This is a genomic window from Humibacillus xanthopallidus, from assembly GCF_006716675.1.
Taxonomy (GTDB): Bacteria; Actinomycetota; Actinomycetes; order Actinomycetales; family Dermatophilaceae; genus Humibacillus; species Humibacillus xanthopallidus_B.
Map to the genome: position 1 here is coordinate 1,469,724 of NZ_VFPM01000001.1, position 16,411 is coordinate 1,486,134.

General features: G+C 70.4%; 18 protein-coding genes. 11 read left to right on the forward strand and 7 right to left on the reverse strand.

All coding sequences use genetic code 11. The annotated features are described in order from the left end of the window. Positions 1–17: 17 nt before the first annotated feature. Both FBY41_RS06425 and cobF read left to right on the forward strand, forming a co-directional pair. Positions 18–1,115 carry a cobyric acid synthase gene (locus tag FBY41_RS06425; RefSeq protein ID WP_141842489.1) on the forward strand — a complete coding sequence of 366 codons (1,098 nt, stop codon included), beginning with the start codon at positions 18–20 and terminating at the stop codon, positions 1,113–1,115. Beyond that, positions 1,112–2,515, forward strand: coding sequence for a precorrin-6A synthase (deacetylating) (gene cobF, locus FBY41_RS23325; protein ID WP_185748916.1), 1,404 nt, complete (start codon positions 1,112–1,114; stop codon positions 2,513–2,515). Before FBY41_RS06425 ends, cobF begins: the two co-directional genes overlap by 4 nt. A gap of 29 nt (positions 2,516–2,544) precedes the next feature. Here cobF and FBY41_RS06435 read toward each other — a convergent pair whose 3' ends face one another. Next, complete coding sequence (locus tag FBY41_RS06435; protein WP_141842490.1) at positions 2,545–3,120, reverse strand: dienelactone hydrolase family protein; 576 nt, start codon at positions 3,118–3,120, stop codon at positions 2,545–2,547. 229 nt (positions 3,121–3,349) lie between these two features. Here FBY41_RS06435 and FBY41_RS06440 point away from each other — a divergent pair, with 229 nt between their 5' ends. Then, entirely contained in the window at positions 3,350–3,721 is a 372-nt protein-coding gene (locus FBY41_RS06440; protein ID WP_141842491.1) for a VOC family protein, read from the forward strand. A gap of 87 nt (positions 3,722–3,808) precedes the next feature. Here FBY41_RS06440 and FBY41_RS06445 read toward each other — a convergent pair whose 3' ends face one another. Then, a complete protein-coding gene (locus FBY41_RS06445; RefSeq protein WP_185748917.1) occupies positions 3,809–4,294 on the reverse strand; it encodes a GNAT family N-acetyltransferase in 486 nt (161 codons plus the stop codon). An 80-nt stretch (positions 4,295–4,374) separates the two neighbouring features. Here FBY41_RS06445 and FBY41_RS06450 point away from each other — a divergent pair, with 80 nt between their 5' ends. After that, the gene (locus FBY41_RS06450) at positions 4,375–5,109 is read left to right on the forward strand and encodes a class I SAM-dependent methyltransferase (RefSeq protein WP_141842493.1); all 735 of its coding nucleotides are present in this window, start codon (positions 4,375–4,377) and stop codon (positions 5,107–5,109) included. Positions 5,110–5,163: 54 nt separating this feature from the next. Next, positions 5,164–5,745, forward strand: a complete 582-nt coding sequence (locus FBY41_RS06455; protein ID WP_141842494.1) for a DinB family protein — start codon at positions 5,164–5,166, stop codon at positions 5,743–5,745. Positions 5,746–5,755: 10 nt separating this feature from the next. On the opposite strand, the gene FBY41_RS06460 is transcribed toward FBY41_RS06455, so the two are convergent. From FBY41_RS06460 to FBY41_RS06465, 3 genes are all read right to left on the reverse strand, one after another. Beyond that, a complete protein-coding gene (locus tag FBY41_RS06460; protein WP_141842495.1) occupies positions 5,756–6,061 on the reverse strand; it encodes a hypothetical protein in 306 nt (101 codons plus the stop codon). A gap of 33 nt (positions 6,062–6,094) precedes the next feature. After that, positions 6,095–6,259: a hypothetical protein gene (locus FBY41_RS23330; RefSeq protein WP_185748919.1), complete on the reverse strand. Its 165-nt coding sequence runs from the start codon at positions 6,257–6,259 to the stop codon at positions 6,095–6,097. A 132-nt stretch (positions 6,260–6,391) separates the two neighbouring features. Beyond that, on the reverse strand, positions 6,392–7,060 hold the full coding sequence (locus FBY41_RS06465; RefSeq protein WP_141842496.1) for a DUF6928 family protein: 669 nt from the start codon (positions 7,058–7,060) through the stop codon (positions 6,392–6,394). A gap of 84 nt (positions 7,061–7,144) precedes the next feature. Between FBY41_RS06465 and FBY41_RS06470 the strand changes: the two genes are divergently transcribed. Beyond that, the gene (locus FBY41_RS06470) at positions 7,145–7,435 is read left to right on the forward strand and encodes a DUF1905 domain-containing protein (RefSeq protein ID WP_141842497.1); all 291 of its coding nucleotides are present in this window, start codon (positions 7,145–7,147) and stop codon (positions 7,433–7,435) included. 105 nt (positions 7,436–7,540) lie between these two features. On the opposite strand, the gene FBY41_RS06475 is transcribed toward FBY41_RS06470, so the two are convergent. Beyond that, complete coding sequence (locus FBY41_RS06475) at positions 7,541–8,572, reverse strand: LacI family DNA-binding transcriptional regulator (protein WP_141842498.1); 1,032 nt, start codon at positions 8,570–8,572, stop codon at positions 7,541–7,543. Between the two features lie 230 nt (positions 8,573–8,802). On the opposite strand from FBY41_RS06475, the gene FBY41_RS06480 reads away from it, so the two are divergent. From FBY41_RS06480 to FBY41_RS06495, 4 genes are all read left to right on the forward strand, one after another. Then, on the forward strand, positions 8,803–10,164 hold the full coding sequence (locus FBY41_RS06480; protein ID WP_141842499.1) for an ABC transporter substrate-binding protein: 1,362 nt from the start codon (positions 8,803–8,805) through the stop codon (positions 10,162–10,164). Next, positions 10,161–11,135: a carbohydrate ABC transporter permease gene (locus tag FBY41_RS06485; RefSeq protein WP_141842500.1), complete on the forward strand. Its 975-nt coding sequence runs from the start codon at positions 10,161–10,163 to the stop codon at positions 11,133–11,135. Before FBY41_RS06480 ends, FBY41_RS06485 begins: the two co-directional genes overlap by 4 nt. 5 nt (positions 11,136–11,140) lie before the next feature. Beyond that, entirely contained in the window at positions 11,141–11,965 is an 825-nt protein-coding gene (locus FBY41_RS06490) for a carbohydrate ABC transporter permease (protein WP_141842501.1), read from the forward strand. Positions 11,966–12,097: 132 nt separating this feature from the next. Beyond that, complete coding sequence (locus FBY41_RS06495; protein WP_141842502.1) at positions 12,098–13,750, forward strand: glycoside hydrolase family 13 protein; 1,653 nt, start codon at positions 12,098–12,100, stop codon at positions 13,748–13,750. A gap of 68 nt (positions 13,751–13,818) precedes the next feature. Here FBY41_RS06495 and FBY41_RS06500 read toward each other — a convergent pair whose 3' ends face one another. Continuing rightward, positions 13,819–15,597 carry a SulP family inorganic anion transporter gene (locus tag FBY41_RS06500; RefSeq protein WP_141842503.1) on the reverse strand — a complete coding sequence of 593 codons (1,779 nt, stop codon included), beginning with the start codon at positions 15,595–15,597 and terminating at the stop codon, positions 13,819–13,821. A 196-nt stretch (positions 15,598–15,793) separates the two neighbouring features. On the opposite strand from FBY41_RS06500, the gene FBY41_RS06505 reads away from it, so the two are divergent. Further along, a complete protein-coding gene (locus FBY41_RS06505; protein ID WP_221629211.1) occupies positions 15,794–16,372 on the forward strand; it encodes a DoxX family protein in 579 nt (192 codons plus the stop codon). The last annotated feature ends 39 nt before the right edge of the window (positions 16,373–16,411 follow it).

Genomic DNA, 16,411 nt, shown 5'->3' on the forward strand with positions numbered 1-16,411 from the left:
TCGGGCAGGATGATCCGGTGAGCGCAGCGTCGGGGATCCTCGTCGCCGGAACGTCGTCCGACGCCGGCAAGTCGGTCATCGTCGCGGGCCTCTGCCGAGCGCTCGCGCGGCGAGGGGTGCGCGTCGCACCCTTCAAGGCGCAGAACATGTCGAACAACTCGATGGTGTGCCTCGACGGCGGCGAGATCGGGCGGGCGCAGTACCTCCAGGCGCAGAGGGCCCGTGTCGAGCCGACGACCGCCATGAACCCCGTGCTGCTCAAGCCCGGAACCGACAGGCGCGCCTTCATCGTCGTGCGCGGGGAGCCTGCGGGCACGCTCGAGGCCGGACAGTATGCCGCCGGGCGGGGCCACCTGCGCGACGCGGCGTTCGCCGCCTACCGTGAGCTCGCGGGCGACTACGACCTCGTCGTCTGCGAGGGGGCGGGCTCTCCCGCAGAGATCAACCTCCGGGCGGGCGACTACGTCAACCTCGGGCTCGCACGGGAGTTCGACCTGCCGGTCGTCGTCGTGGGAGACATCGACCGCGGCGGCATCCTCGCCTCGCTCTACGGCACGTGGGCCCTGCTCGGCGACGCCGACCGCGACACGCTGAAGGCCTTTGTCATCAACAAGTTCCGCGGAGACGTCGCCGTGCTCGAGCCGGGGCTCGAGGAGATCACGGCGCGCACCGGGGTGCCGTTCGCCGGGGTCATCCCGTGGCTGCTCGACGTGTGGCTCGACTCGGAGGACACCCTCGAGGTCGGCCACTGGCGGGCTGGTCATGTCGTCGACACGGCCTACGAGATCCATCACGGCCGGGCGAGCCTTGTCGGTGCCGATGGTTCCGGGCGGCCGGATCAGCTTGTGCCGCAAGCATTCCTCGACGGGTGGAGGGCCGGCGCTGTCTGGGGCACGATGTGGCACGGGGCCTTCGAGAGCGACGACTTCCGCCGGGCCTGGCTCGCGCAGATCGCGGCCGCAGTGGGTTCGGAATGGACCGCTGCCGAGGGGGCGCCTGGCTTCGCTGCACGGCGAGAGGGCATGCTCGAGACCCTCGCCGACGCGCTGGAGGAGCACGTCGACATCGACTCCCTTCTCATCCACACCCGCATCGGCATCGGGAGGCGCTCGTGATCAAGCGGATTCGTGTCATCGGCGTCGGCACTGGTGATCCCGGCCATGTGACCGGCGAGGCAGCTCGCGCCCTTGCCTCGGTCGACGTGTTCCTCGTCCTGGGGCTGGCTGCGGAGCCGGGCGATGCCGTCGCAGCACGTCGGGCTTTGTGCGACGCTCTCGTCCCCGCCGACCGGCGGTATCGCTTCGTCGAGGTCACCGGCCCGCGACGCGGCCCGGACGAGGAACCCGGCGAGACGGCATACGGCGAGGGTGAGGGTGCGGGTGCGGGTGCGGGTGAGGCTGGCTGGGTGCCCGCATGGGTGGACGCCTGTGCGCAGGCCGTCGGCGGGCTCGCCGACCAGGAGAGCACGGTGGGCTTCCTCGTGTGGGGCGACGCCGTGCTCGACGACCCGACTCTTCGCGTCGTCGACGGCCTCGCGGAGCGCTTCGCGACGCAGGGGACGACGGTCGAGAACGACGTCGTCGCCGGCGTCAGCCCTGCGTCCGTGCTCGCGGCGCGACACCGGATCTCACTGGGACGCAATGGCGCTCCCGTGCACATCACGACGGGGCGCCGTCTCGTGGACGAGTTCGACGTCGGGCTCGGCGAGGTCCTCGTCCTGCTCGACGAGCACCTCGCGTGCGCGGCGCTCGTCGACGCCTTCCCCGATCTCGAGCTGTTCTGGGGCGCGTATCTCGGCTCTCCCGACGAGCTGCTGGTGCGCGGTCGCCTGGCGGATGTCATCGACGAGGTGCAGCGGGTGCGGGCCGAGGCCAGGCGGCGGCGCGGCTGGATCGCGGACACCTACCTGCTGCGCCAGCCGGGCGATGCGCCGACTCCCCCGCACGCGGGGCCGGCCCATCTCCCCTTCCCCGACGTGGCGACGTGGGAGCCACTGACGGACGGCGTCGTCACGGTGCGGCCCCTCACTGCCGAGGACTGGCCGGTCCTGCTCGCCGAGAGCAACAACGAGGAGTCGCTCCGCTGGGGCTTCGACGGGCGGCCGCTGACGGAGGCGGAGGCCAGGCACAAGACGGCCGAGGCCGGGCGCGAGTGGCGACGCGGGCGGGTGGCGCGATTCGTCATCGTCGACGCCGCGTCCGGTGCAGGTGCCGGGGTGCTCATGGTCGCACGGATGGGTCCCCCAGGCATCGGGGTCGTCGGCTACGGCATCGTGCCGGACTTCCGCGGGCGGGGGTTCACCTCGCGGGCGCTCACCCTCGTGTGCGGCTGGGTCTTCGCCCACACCGACATCCAGCGCCTCGAGCTCGGGCACAAGGTCGGCAACGTCGCGTCGGGCAAGGCCGCGGAGCGGGCCGGCTTCACCCGCGAGGGGATCCTCGTCGGCCGCCTGCCGAACCCCGACGGCACGCGCTCCGACGAGGTCTCCTACTTCCTCCTGCGCCCCCAGTCCTGACAGCCTCCACCCTCGAGTTTCCCGGGGGCTCAGACCCGCGTGAGGAAGTCGAGGACACGCTGCCGGACGAGCGCCGCGGCGTCCGCGTCGTAGGCCTCCGCGCTGGCGTCGGCGAAGAGGTGCCCGCATCCGGGATACGTGAAGAGCTCACCGTCGCCGGCCGCCTCGACCACCTGTCGGGCAGCCTCGACGTCGCCCTCGTCCATGAAGAACGAGTCGGCCTCACCGCCGTGGATCTGCACGGGCACCCCGGCGGGCCACCCCGGCGCGAACTCGCCGAGCGGCGCGCACGAGTCGAGCAGCACCGCACCGGTCGCGCCGGGTCGGGTCTGTGCGAGGCGCTGGGCATCCATCACCCCGATGGAGAAACCGACGTAGACGAGGGCCTCGGGCAGCGCGGCCGCAGCCTCGCTCGCGCGCTCGTGGAGCGAGGCGAAGCCGACCGACTGGGCGTGCGCGAGCCCCTCCTCGATGGTGGCGAAGGTGCGGCCGTCGAAGAGGTCCGGCGCGTGCACGGTGTGGCCGGCCGCGCGCAGCGCCTCCGCGAAGTCGACGAGTCCCGGCGTCAGCCCCTGGACGTGGTGGAAGATGAGGACCTCAGCCATGCGTGCTCCTGTAATCGAGGGATTCCGCGCTGTCGATCCATCAATCTAGACCGACCGCAGTGGCGATCTGTCCCCCAAGCCGATCGAAAGAGCACTCCGTCGCCCACCCCGACGGCCGGCTGCCTTCGTGCCGTATGCCGTCCGGCTGCGTTCGTGACGCACGCCGAGGAGTGTGGACGGATCGCTCGTTCGATCGGGGACGGCATACGTCGGTGGCTACGATCACCACATGACCGAGGCACCCGGCCCGCTGCGCGTCAGCGCCGTCTCGCTCGACTGCGCCGACCACGTGGTGCTCGCCACGTTCTATGCCGAGCTGCTCGGGGGCACGGTGCTCTGGACGCACGACAACGCCTCGGCGGTCGATGCCGGGGGCCTGGTGCTCGTGCCCCAGTCGGTCGCGGACTACCGCGAGCCGGAGTGGCCCGGCGCCGCGATCGTGCACCTGGACCTCACCGCGCTGCCCTCAGACCTCGACGACGCAGTGACTCGGGCCGTTGCGCTCGGCGCGCGGCTCGCCCACCCGCAGCCCGACCCGCGGTGGCGCGTGCTGCTCGACCCAGCCGGGCACCCTTTCTGCATCACGCCTTTCGCCCCCTGACGGGGTCGCGCCCTGGACGACCGCGTGACGACCGCGTGACGACCGCGTGGCGACCGCGTGGCGATCGCGGTGGCGGGTGACGTCAGGTCAGACCTCGAGCGCATAGAGCAGGAGGCTCTCGCTACTGCCCACCCTGGTGAAGCCCGCCCGCTCCAGGGTCAGCTGGGACGGCACGTTATCCTTGTCCGTGTCGGCGACCACGCGGGACACTCCGTGTGCGCGGGCGACGCCGACCAGGGCACGGGCGGCCTCGGCGGCGAAGCCGTGACCGCGTCCCGAGGGCGCCAGCCCGTAGCCGATCTCGACCGTGCCACCGGCCGGTTGCCCCTTGAAGCCGATGCCGCCGATCGCCTGGCCGTCTGACGTCCGGATGATCAGGTAGTGGCCGAACGGGCGCTGTTCGCCGTGCGCGGCGGTGGCGCGGAGGAACATCGTCGCCCCCATCACGTCCCCGTCGAAGGGGAAGTCGGAAGCCCAGGAGTCCTCCGGACCCGGTCGACGGGCGACGATGCGTTCGGCCTCGTCGATCTCGACGGGGCGGAGGGTCAGGCGCTCGGTCTGCAGATCCGTCACCGCGCTAGGAGAGCAGCACCGGGTGCGGACCGCAAGCGGAGCACGCGGCAACCCATGAGTGCCTCACGCCTGACGCACTCATGGGCGACGGATCGTGCTGGCGTGCTGGCGCGCTGGCGTGCTGGCGGGTCGAGGACAGCTACGCTGCTGGCGTGCCGCACGGGTCGTGGATCGCCGACACGAGCGAGTCGTATGACCGAGTCGCCGCGCGCTACTCGGACCTCGTGCGGTCCGGCTTGGATGATCTCCCGCTGGCGTCAGACCTTGTCGATCACTTCGCACGACGGGTCGTCTCGGCAGGCGGCGGTCTGGTGCTGGACGTGGGATGCGGACCGGGGTGGCTTTCGCGACGTCTGGCTTCACGCGGGCTCACGGTGAGCGGCATCGACATCTCGACCGAGATGCTCCGCCTGGCGCGCGCGTCCAACCCCGGCCTGCCCTTCGCCTGCGCATCGGTCACGCACCTCCCCCTCGCCGATGGCGTGGCCGCTGGGGTCTTCTGCTGGTACGTCCTGCACCACGTGCCGGACGACTGTCTCGCGAATGCCGTCCAGGAGCTCGCTCGCGTCACCGCGCCGGGCGGGTTCCTCCTGCTCGGCGGCCACGTGGGAGACAGCAGCCACCTCAAGACCGAGGGTTACGGGGGCCTCCCGATGAGGGTGCTCATCGCGCGCCGTAGCCCTGAGAGCTACGCGCGCCTGTTGCGTGAGGCAGGCCTGACGGTGGATGCGACCGTGGAGCTGGGGCCTGACCAGCCCGCGTCCGGAGCAGTCTTGCTCGCCCACAAGCCTGACGCTCACTCGACTGCGTTGTGACCTGTGCCGGGCCATATCCGTGCTTCACGGTGGGCCCATGGCAGAGTGGCGCGCATGGCGGAGCACCCTGCGCAGGGCGAGACCCGGTCGGAGTCGGGCCTCACCGACGACGACTTCGCGCCGGCCTGGGAGGATGACGACCGCCCGCGCATCCCGCGCGTGGCTGGTGAACGCGAAGCCCTCACGGCATACCTCGAGTACTACCGGGCGACCGTGGAGATGAAGTGCCGCGGCGTCTCGCCGGAGCAGGCCAGACGCCGCTCGATGCCGCCCTCGACGATGTCGCTGCACGGCGTGGTCCGTCACCTCGCCAGCGTCGAACGCTGGTGGTTCCAGCAGAACTTCGAGCGCCGCGACGTGCCGTTCCTCTTCTTCGCAGAGGGCCAGCCGGACCTCGACTTCAACCTTCCGGCGGACGCGGACTTCACCGCCGACCTCGAGACGTGGCGCGCGGAGTGCGCGGTCTCGCGCGACATCGTCACGGCCCACGACCTCGACGACGTCGCACGGCCGCTGGACTGGTACGAGGACATCGACCTGCGCTGGCTCGTGCTGCGCATGATCACGGAGTATGCCCAGCACTGCGGGCACGTCGACCTCCTCCGCGAGGGAGTCGACGGAAGGGTCGGCGCCTGACTGACCCTCGTCAGCTCGTCAGCTCCGCGCACAGGTCGCGCGAGGCGCCGCTCGTTTCGAGCACGGTGAAGTCGCCGGTCGCGGTGGCGGTGTACACGACCCTGCCGGTGTAGAGCGTCGTGGACGGGCCCGCCGGGACGTCGGTGGGGAAGAGGATCAGCACGTTGTGCCCGGTCGAGACGGTGAGGTTCGAGCCCCCCTCGAGCGGCGTCGACCGCGTGACGGCACCGTTCGACCGCAGTGACAGCGTCGCCCCGCTGGTCTCGTTCGTGAACGTCAGAGCCGACCCCGTCCCAGCCGAGAGAGTGCGCACCACGTCGCCGTCCTTGTTCGTGAAGGTGCGGCTGATCTAGTTTCCCAGGGTGCCGTCGACCCGCAACGGGAAGGAGCAAGCGGTGCCGGCGGGCAGCTCCAGCGTGAAGTCGCTCGCCGTGGCGGCTTGAGCCCCGGCCACGCCACCCAGCACCGCCAGCACCGCTGCGGTCCCGACCCTGCGTGTCGTTCTGAGATTCATGGCGCTCCTTGGTCGGCGCGAGGGGACGCTCGTCTCTCCACCATCGCCCGCGCGGTGTGCGGCACTCACCGTGCCGTCCCCTCGATGGTGGGCCCTTGGCGCGTCTCGTGTGCTCGAACACGCGAAAGCCGCTCAGCGACGGCGGAACAGCCTGCGCCTCCGGCCTGGGGTCACCCGGAACCCGGCGAGCGTGACGTCGAACGGATCGACCGATTCTCCCGCCGTCATCGGGCTGAAGCCCTCGAGCACGAAGCCGAAGAGGTGGTGCAGGGCAGCCTCGCCGAGCTCGAGCGGATGGAAGGGGAACGGGTAGTCGTCGTCCTCGTCCTCGACGGCCGGGAAGGCCCCCGCCCAGAAGGGCTCTTCGAAGGGCAGCCGGTCGCCGAGGTCCTCGAGGATCTCGCCGTCGGCGCCGCTCACGCTCAGGGCTCGGCGCAGACCGCCGTCCGGCCCCCACGTCGCGAACGCGGTCCAGTCGACGACGCTGTGCATGGCGTGAACGTGGACCGTGCGGCCTGCGCCCGCGGCGAGGAAGCGGTGGTCGAGGAGTGAGGGCCGGTCCAGGGCGACCGCACTCGTGCACACGAGGCCGGCCCCGGGCCAGACCGCCGCGAAGACCCGGCCATCCGGTGGATTTGCGTTCTCGCCAAGGGTTCCGCCGTCTTCGGGGGTGACCGTGTGGTCGGCGAACAGCCGGCGCACCAGCGCCTCCGTCGCGGCCCGATCGAGCGCGGGCCGAGCGGCGAGGACGCTCGGGACGTCGTTGTCGGCGTAGCAGATGAGGCAGTCCTTGGCTCCCATGCAGGAGATTATGGGTGAGAGGCGGCGCGAATCGGTCTGTGCGACAGGACAAGCGGCGCCTCCCAACGGTGCCATGCTGTCGGAATGAAGCTCCAGTTCAGCGGGGAGGTGTGGGAGTGGCACGGGCCCTCTCCCTACCACTTCGTCAGCGTGCCGGAGGACGAGTGCCAGGCGTTGCACGACGTCGCTCACGTGAGCCACGGCTGGGGCATGATCCCGGTGACGGCGCGCGTCGGGCACACGGAGTGGCCGACGTCCTTGTGGCCCAAGGACGAGGGCTACATCGTCCCGTTCAAGGCCGCCGTACGGCGCGCCGAGCACATCGTCGTCGGTGACGTCGTCACCGTGACGCTCACGGTGCGCGGAGAGGCCTGACCGCCGCTGCCGCGTGCCGCGGGAGCCGACGGACTGCTCTTTCGATCGTCAGCTGGGCGTATGCCGCGGGAGCGCGGTCGCGGACGGAGTGCTCTCTCGATGGGGTCAGCGGGTGCGGCGGGGGCGGGGAGGCGCCGTGCTCCCCCGCACGACGAGCTCGGTCGGCACCGTCATCGGCTTCTCGGCGGGCGTCCTGCCGTCGAGCATGCCCAGGAGCATCTGCCCGGCGAGGACACCCTGCTGGGCGGGGTCCTGCCGCACCGTCGTGAGGTCGCTCAGGGCCGCGAGCGGATGGTCGTCGATGCCGACGACGGAGACGTCACGGCCCGGCTCCAGCCCGGCCCGGCGCAGAGTGCGGATCGCGCCGAGGGCCACCTCGTCGGAGTGGGCGAAGACGGCAGTGGGCGGGTCGGGGTGGCCGAGCAGCCGGCCCATCGACGCCGCGCCGTCCTCGCCGCCCCAGGGCGCGGTGACGACGAGGGTCGGATCGATGTCGATTCCGGCCTGCCCCAGCGCCTCGTAGTACGCGGGCGATCGCGTGGACGGCAGGTGGGGCTGGTCCGGGTCGATCGCCTCGAGCATCGCGATTCGCTCGTGGCCCAGGTGGATCAGGTGGTCGACCGCCTGCCGGCTCGCGACGTGGTCATCGATGTGGACGGAGGGGTAGGTCGCCGTCTGGCCACCGGCGGCCACGATCTGCACCCCGAGGGTCTCGAGACGGATCCGCTCGGCCTCCTCGACCTGGAAGCCGACGACGACCACGGCGTCGACCTTGCGCCGGGCCGGCAGCTTGTCGAAGAAGTCGTGCCGGTCGCTGACCCCGCCGACGTGGTAGAGCAGCACGTCGAGGTCGGCTCCCCGCAGGACGGAGTCGAGGCCCTCGACGACGGACCCGAAGAACCACCGCGACAGGTGTGGCACGACGAGGGCGACACGACCGGTGTTGCCGCGGGCGAGCCGTGAGGCCTCCGGCGAGACGACGTAGTGGTGGTCCTCCGCGACGCGCAGCACCCGGGCTCGGGTTGCCGGAGCGACGTTCTTCGCGTTGCTGAGCGCCCGCGACGCGGTGCCGACCCCGACCCCCGCCATGCGGGCGATGTCGACCAGGGTCACCTTCGTCGGCGAGGCGTCGTCCATGGGGTCCACGGTAAGCCATTGGAAACGTTTCTAGAAGTGATCCTGTCGCCAGCCATGCCCGGCCGCATTCGGGAGCTGTCAAAGCTAGGGATTTCGCTCTCCCCCTTGACAACTGGCAGAGCCGACCTCCACCCTTGGAACTGGAAGCGTTTCCAGTCGCTTCTCGCCCCAGTCAGGGGCCAGGTCGGCAACAGCGGTGGCCGACTCCTTCAACGGTGCAGGAGATAGAAATGCACAACGCACGACGCAGTCCCCACCCCTCCCGCCGAACCGTGCTCGGCGTGATCGGTGCCCTCTCGGTGGCCGGCGTGGCCGCGTGCTCGGCCCCCGGGCCGGCCTCCACGAGCGGCGCGGCCGACTCCACGCCCACGGCCGTCAGCACCTCGATCACCACGGCGCCGGTCACCCTCAAGCTCTACGACGGCCAGGGACTCAAGGCCCTCGACGACGCCCTCATCGCGGCGTTCACGAAAAAGCACCCGAACGTCACGATCACTCCCACCTACGACCCCGACAACGTGACGACCCAGAACCAGCCGCGCCAGCTGGCCTCGGCGACGCCGCCCGACCTCATCCGGGTCATCTCGGTGACCTCGGGCACAAAGAACAACCTCCTGACGAACCTCGACGCGTACGCCACGGCATACGGCTGGGACCAGATCCCGGCCTCGCAGCTCGCGCAGTTCCGGGCCAAGGACGGCGTGGCCGGGTCCGGCTCGCTCTTCGCCAAGGCGAGCGGCTTCACGATGACCGGCCTCTACTACAACAAGAAGCTCGCTCAGCAGGTGGGCATGACGACGCCCCCCGCCTCGGTCGACGAGCTCACCACCCTCATGGGCAAGGCCAAGGCCGCCGGCCTGACCGGCATGGTCGTGGCCAACAAGGAGGGCGGCGGCGTCTTCCCCTACCAGCTGCTCCTCAACACGGCGATGGGCCCGGACAAGGTCTCCCAGTGGGTCTTCAACGCCCAGGGCGCCACCATCAACAACGCCGAGTCCGTCGCCGCCGCCACCCAGGTCGACAGCTGGAACAAGGCCGGACTCTTCCCGCAGGCGATCAACGCCCTCGACGCGAACGCGGCCGACGCGCTCTTCGCGGCCAACAAGGGCCTCTTCTTCCCCTGGGGCAACTGGGATGCGGCAAACCTCGACAAGACCATGCCCGGCCAGGTCGGCTTCTTCCCGATGCCCCCTGCAACCCCCGGTGGCAAGGTCGCCGCGATGTCCGACGCCGCAACGGCGTTCGGCATCCCGTCCAAGTCACAGAACAAGGACGTCGCCGCCGCATTCCTCGACTTCCTCTCGAGCGACGAGGCGCGTCAGATCGCGGTCGACAACGGCTTCATGCCGACCGGCCTCGCCTCGCAGCCCGCTCCGACGATCAAGCCCGGATCGGTGCTGGCCGACGTGACCAAGGCCTTCGCCGCCGTCTCGGCTGACAACGGGCAGGTGCCCTTCGTCCAGAACGCGACCGCAGGCATCTCGAACCAGGCGTGGACGCCCGAGAGCCAGCTGATGCTCGCCGGCAAGTCGACCCCGGAGCAGTTCGTCGCCAACGTCCAGGCCACGTACGAAGACGAGCTGAAGAGATGAGCACCGTCGACGGGCTCACCGCTCCGGTCGACGTCGCAGACGAGGTCTCCACCGCTTCCCGCCGCCGCCTCGCGCGGCGGCGGGGAGGGGCCGGTCGGTCCTCCCTCGGCAGCGGAGCACGCTGGGCCGGCTGGCTGTTCGCCCTCCCGGCACTCGTCATGTATGCGGTGTTCGAGCTCTACCCGATCATCACCGCGGTCCAGTACTCCTTCTTCGACTGGGACGGGGTGAGCGTCGCCACTCCGGCCGGCCTCGACAACTACACCCGGGTGTTCACCGAGCCCCAGCTGCTCGCCTCGATCATCCACGCCTTCATCCTCATCATCTTCTTCACCTTCCTGCCGGTGCTCCTCGCGCTCGTCGTGGCCTCGATCGTCCGCGAGATCAGGTCCAAGGCACTCGGCGCGACGGCGCGCACGATGATGTTCCTGCCGCAGATCATCCCGGGCGCAGCCTCGGCCATCGCCTGGACCTGGATGTACTCGCCCAACGGCGCGGTCAACCAGCTGCTCACCGCACTCGGTCTCGAGTCCCTCACACGGGCGTGGCTCGGGGACTTCACCTGGGCCCTCCCGGCCGTCGGCATCATCGGCACCTGGCTCGCCACCGGCCTCTGCACCCTGCTCCTCATGGCCGGCATCGGCAAGATCGACGCCAGCCTCTACGAGGCGGCCAGCCTTGACGGCGCCAACCGGATCCAGCAGTTCCGGGCGATCACCCTGCCTGGCCTGCGCCAGGAGATCGGGGTCTGCATCACCATCACGATCATCGCTGCGCTCGCGAGCTTCGACGTCGTCTTCATGTCGACCCAGGGCGGCCCCGGCTACGCGACCCAGGTGCCCGGTGTGCAGGTCTACCAGCTCGCCTTCACGGAGAACCGGATCGGCCAGTCCTCCGCCCTCGCGGTCGTGCTCAGCATCATCGTGCTCGCCGTCATCCTGCCCATCCAGCGGTTCTTCAGGGAGAAGTGATCCCGATGCTCCGAAGCCTTCGTGACACCGCACCCAAGACCATCCTGCTCACCGCAGCGGCGTTGTTCTCGGTGTTCCCGCTGATCTCGATGTTCTCCGCCGCCCTTGCGCCGCAAGGCTCCTCACCGGCCGGCATCTCGTTCCCGACGGACCCGCAGTGGCACAACTTCGTCGATGCGTGGAACATCGCAAACATCACGACGCTCGTGAAGTCGAGCACGATCCTCGTGCTCGGCGTCGTGCCGATCGCCATGCTCATCTCGTCCATGGCGGCCTACGCGATCGCCCAGCTGCGCATCCCGCTCGGCAACGTCTTCTTCCTGCTGCTGCTCCTCGGGCTGACGCTGCCCTACGAGATCGTCGTCGTGCCGCTCTACTACCAGATGCAGCAGATGGGCCTGCTCAACACCCAGCTCGGGCTCATCCTGCCCCTCATCGGCCTCAACATGCCCTTCGCCGTCTTCTGGATGAGGACGCACTTCCAGTCGGTGCCCATGGAGATCTCCGAGTCGTCGTGGGTCGACGGCGCGGGCCCGTGGAAGGCGTTCCGGCACATCCAGCTGCCGCTGGCCGTGCCGGCGCTCGCCTCGCTCGGCGTGCTGATGTTCCTCAGCACGTGGAACCAGTTCCTGCTCGCCATCGTGCTCATCGACGACCCCAACAAGCGCACCATGGCCGGCGCCCTCCAGGGCTTCATCGGCGCCCACTCGACCGATGTCGTGCTCCTCAACGCCGGAGCGCTGCTCATCATGGCTCCGACGATCCTGATCTTCCTGATCTTCCAGAAGTACTTCATCCAGGCGATGCTCGCCGGCGCCGTCAAGGGCTGAACCGGCCCGGGTCCGCGGCTGTCGACCGGCCACACACGCGCCTCGCGCCGGTCGACAGCCGCACCCTGACCCGCCACCCCACGCACACCTTCCGGACGAGCCGGCCCACCGGGCCGAGAAGCGGACCCCGCCATGACAACCCTCCTGCCCGACGAGCACCGCGTCACCTCGACCACCGACGACTGGTGGCGCACGGCCGTCATCTACCAGATCTACCCGCGCAGCTTCGCCGACAGCGACGCCGACGGCATCGGCGACCTGGGAGGCATCCGCAGCCGGCTGCCCTACCTCGCGGCGCTCGGCGTCGACGCCGTGTGGCTGAGCCCGTTCTATCCCTCGCCCCTCGCCGACGGGGGCTACGACATCACGGACCACCGTGATGTCGACCCGCGCCTCGGCACCCTGGCGGACTTCGACGCGCTGCTCGCCGACGCCCACCGTCTCGGCCTGCGGGTCATCATCGACATCGTGCCGAACCACACGTCCGAGCAGCACCCGTGGTTCCTCGAGGCACTGGCGTCCGCACCCGGGTCGCCGCAGCGGCAGCGCTACATCTTCCGCGACGGCGTCGGTCCCGGCGGCAGCGAGCCGCCGTCGGACTGGCGCTCGCACTTCGGTGGATCCGCCTGGCAGCGAACCCCAGACGGTCAGTGGTACTGCCACCTCTTCGCGCGGGAGCAGCCGGACCTCAACTGGGACAACCAGCAGATCCGCGACTACTTCGTCGAGACCCTGCGCTTCTGGGCCGACCGCGGCGTCGACGGGTTCCGCATCGACGTGGCCCACTCGCTCGCCAAGGACCTCTCCCACCCGTTGCGCAGCCAGCCGAACCTCGACCGGCAGCTCCCCCTCGACGGGTCCGACCCCCTCTACGACCGGGAGGAGGTGCACGAGATCTACCGGTCGTGGCGCACGGTCTTCGACGAGTACGACCCGCCGCGCATGGCGGTCGCCGAGACGTGGCACCCGACCTCGAGCCGGACCTACCTCTACGCTCGCCCCGACGAGCTGGGCCAGGTCTTCGACTTCTCGCTCCTCAAGGCCGAGTGGAACCCCACTCAGTTCCGCGAGGTCATCACCCGGTCCATCGAGGAGCACGCCGGCGTCGGCGGTGCCCTCACCTGGGTGCTGTCGAGCCACGACGTGCCGCGCCACGCCACGCGCTACGCCCTACCCGTCGGCACCGATCTCGACGAGTGGCTGAGCAGCAACGGAACCCAGCTGCCGATCGACGAGGACACGGCAGCGCGCCGGGCCCGTGCCGCCACGGTGATGATGCTCGCGCTACCGGGCTCGGCCTACCTCTACCAGGGCGAGGAGCTCGGTCTGCTCGAGGTCGCCGACCTTCCCGTGGAGCAGCTGCAGGACCCCGTCTACGAGCGAACGGGGCACCTGCTCAAGGGCCGGGACGGTTGCCGCGTACCCCTTCCCTGGAGCGCGGAGGGCACCTCCTTCGGCTTCGGCGACGACGGCGCGTGGCTGCCCCAGCCGCCGTGGTTCGCCGACCGTGCCGTCTCGGTGCAGGAGGGCCGGACCGACAGTTCTCTCGAGCTGTACAGACGGGCGATCGCGCTGCGCCGACAGCTGGACTCCGGCGTGTCGTTCACGTGGGTCGAGACCGGCGACCCCCGGGTCCTCCGCTTCACGCGGGGCGGCGGATGGGAGTGCGTCGTCAACTTCTCGGCCCAGCCCGTCCCGCTCCGTGGGGAGGTGCTCCTCACGAGCGATCCCCACGCGGGCTCGGTCCTCGCCCCCGACACGGCCGCCTGGGTCCGTCCCGCCTGACGCCGTCCCGCGGCCGACCTCCCTGACGCCTCCCGGGGCCGACCCCCCGACGCCGGCCGGCTGCTCCCTCAGCCGGCCGGCGTGGGCGGGACCGGGGGGATGGTGAGCCCCGGCGGCGGGGCACCGTGCTCGCGCTCATACCACGCGGCATACGCGACGACGGCGGTGGGCAGCGTCGGGAAGATGAGGTCGACCCCGACGGCGTGCACGACGCCGCCGGCCTCGAGCGAGGTGCGCAGGTCCTGCTTGACGCGTGCCATGGCGAAGACGACGCCCTCCTCGTCGAGGCCGCGGCGCAGCTCCTCGAGCGCGTCGATCGACGTGAGGTCGACCTCGCTGATGGCCTCGGCGTTGAGGACGAACCACTCGACCGGGCCGTCTAGGCGAGCATCCTCGACCGCGTTCCGGGCCCGGGTGAGGAAGTCGTCGGAGTTCGCGAAGAAGAGCGGCGAGTCGTAGCGGTAGACGACGAGGCCGGGCACCTGCACCGATCGCGGGTGGTCGTCGATGTCGTGCATGCCGGCGATGCCGGGAACGTAGCCGAGCACCCCGTCGTGAGGGTGGACGATGCGGCGCAGCAGGTCGAGCACCGACAGCGCGATCGCGGCCCCGATGCCCGGCAGCACCCCGAAGAGCAGCACCGCCGCCGTCGTCGAGAGCGCGAGCACGAGCTCGCTCCTGCGGAAGGCGCCGAAGCGACGCATCTCGGCGATGTCGACGAGGCGCAGCGCCGCATAGACGACGACCGCCCCGAGGGCCGCGAGCGGAAAGGCCGCGATCACGGGACCGAGCCAGAGCAGCGTCGCGAGGACGAGGACGAGCGAGACGAGGGAGTGCAGCTGGGTGCGGGCCCCCATCGAGTCGGCGATGACGGTGCGGCTGCCGCTCGAGCTGATGGGAAAGCCCTGCACGAGCCCGGCGCCGATGTTGGAGACCCCGAGGCCGAGGAACTCCTGGTTGCTGTCGATCTGCTCGCGGCGCCGGCCGGCAAAGGCCCGGGCCGTCAGCACGTTGTCGGAGTAGCCGACGATGGCGATGCCCAGGGCGGCCGGCGCCAGCTGCCAGAGGTCGACGCCGGTCAAGGATGGGACGGAGATCTGCGGAAGTCCTTGGGGCACAGGGCCGACGAGCTCGATGCCGCTCGTCTCGGCGAGACCCGTCAGCTGAACGACGATCGTCGCCCCGAGCATGCCGATGAGCGGCGCCGGCCAGGTCGGTCGCCACCGCTGGAGGGCGAGCAGCACCGCCAGCACGGAGAGCGAGAGCACGAGCGTCGGCACGTGGACGTCGCCGAGGTGCGTGACGGCATACCCCAGCTCCTGGAGGAAGGAGTCGCCCTCCACCTCGATGCCGGTGACCTTCCCGATCTGGCTGACGATCATGAGCGCCGCGATGCCGGCCATGTAGCCGACGAGCACGGGCTTGGACAGCAGCTCCGAGAGGAAGCCGAGGCGCGAGGCCCAGCCGACGATGCACACGACCCCGACGGCGATGGCGAGCAACGCAGCGGCGTCCTCGGGGGCGACCAACCCGCCCGAGGCGGTGACGAGGGCGCCGATGCCAGCCGCCGTCATCAGGGCGGTCGTCGACTCCGGCCCGACGGAGAGCTGACGCGACGAGCCGAGGATGGCGTAGACGAGCAGCCCCGGCCCGACGGCCCACAGCCCCGTGATGGCGGGCAACCCGGCGACCTCGGCATAGGCGAGCACCTGAGGCACGAGGTATGCCGCCACGGTCACTCCCGCGAGGACGTCACCTCTCAGCCACGCCCGGTCGTAGCGCCGCAGCACCGCGACCCCGGGGAGGTGTCGCTCCCACGCGGCCGCCTGGGGCGGCGCTTCGGCCATCGCTGCCTCCCGTCGTCGCCGACCTGACGTCCACCGCGGTGTCGAGGGTGGCCGTGCGCACGAGTATGCCGCGTGGCCGGGTGAATGACTGCCAGATCACACCCGGACGGGTCGCGCCCCTCACCCACCCACTACTACGCTGTGTAGTACCGACAGAGTAGCTGCCGGAACCACCCGAGTTCTGGAGTTGATCACCATGACCACCCACGACAACCGCCCAGGCACCACCGCCAGCGCCGACCTGCACGACCCCGCCAAGGGCGTCGTCACCTTCCAGGAGGAGGTCGTCCGCTCGAGCATCGCCCGCAAGTTCCTCGCCGGCCTGCGCATCGTGCTCGGCTTCACCTTCTTCTGGGCCTTCATCGACAAGATGTTCGGCCTCGGCTACGCCACCCCGTCCGCCCGCGCCTGGATCAACGGCGGCACCCCCGCCCAGGGCTTCATGAAGAACGCCGAAGGCCCCTTCGGCTCCTTCTTCAACAACATCGCCGGCACCTGGGCCGACTGGCTCTTCATGGCCGGCCTCCTCGGCATCGGCGTGGCCCTGCTCGCCGGCGCCGGCCTGAAGATCGCCGCCTGGACCGGCGGCCTGCTGCTGGCCCTGATGTACCTGGCCGAGTTCCCCCTCGGCGCCGAGGGCATGACCAACCCGCTCACCGACAGCCACTGGATCGAGGCCCTCGGCATCGCCGTCGTGGCCACGACCCTCGCCGGAGACACCTGGGGTCTCGGCAAGTGGTGGGGCCGCCATGTCGGTAACGGCTTCCTGAGGTGAGCGGGCCGGTGGCCGAGGGACTCAGGAATCACCCTCTCG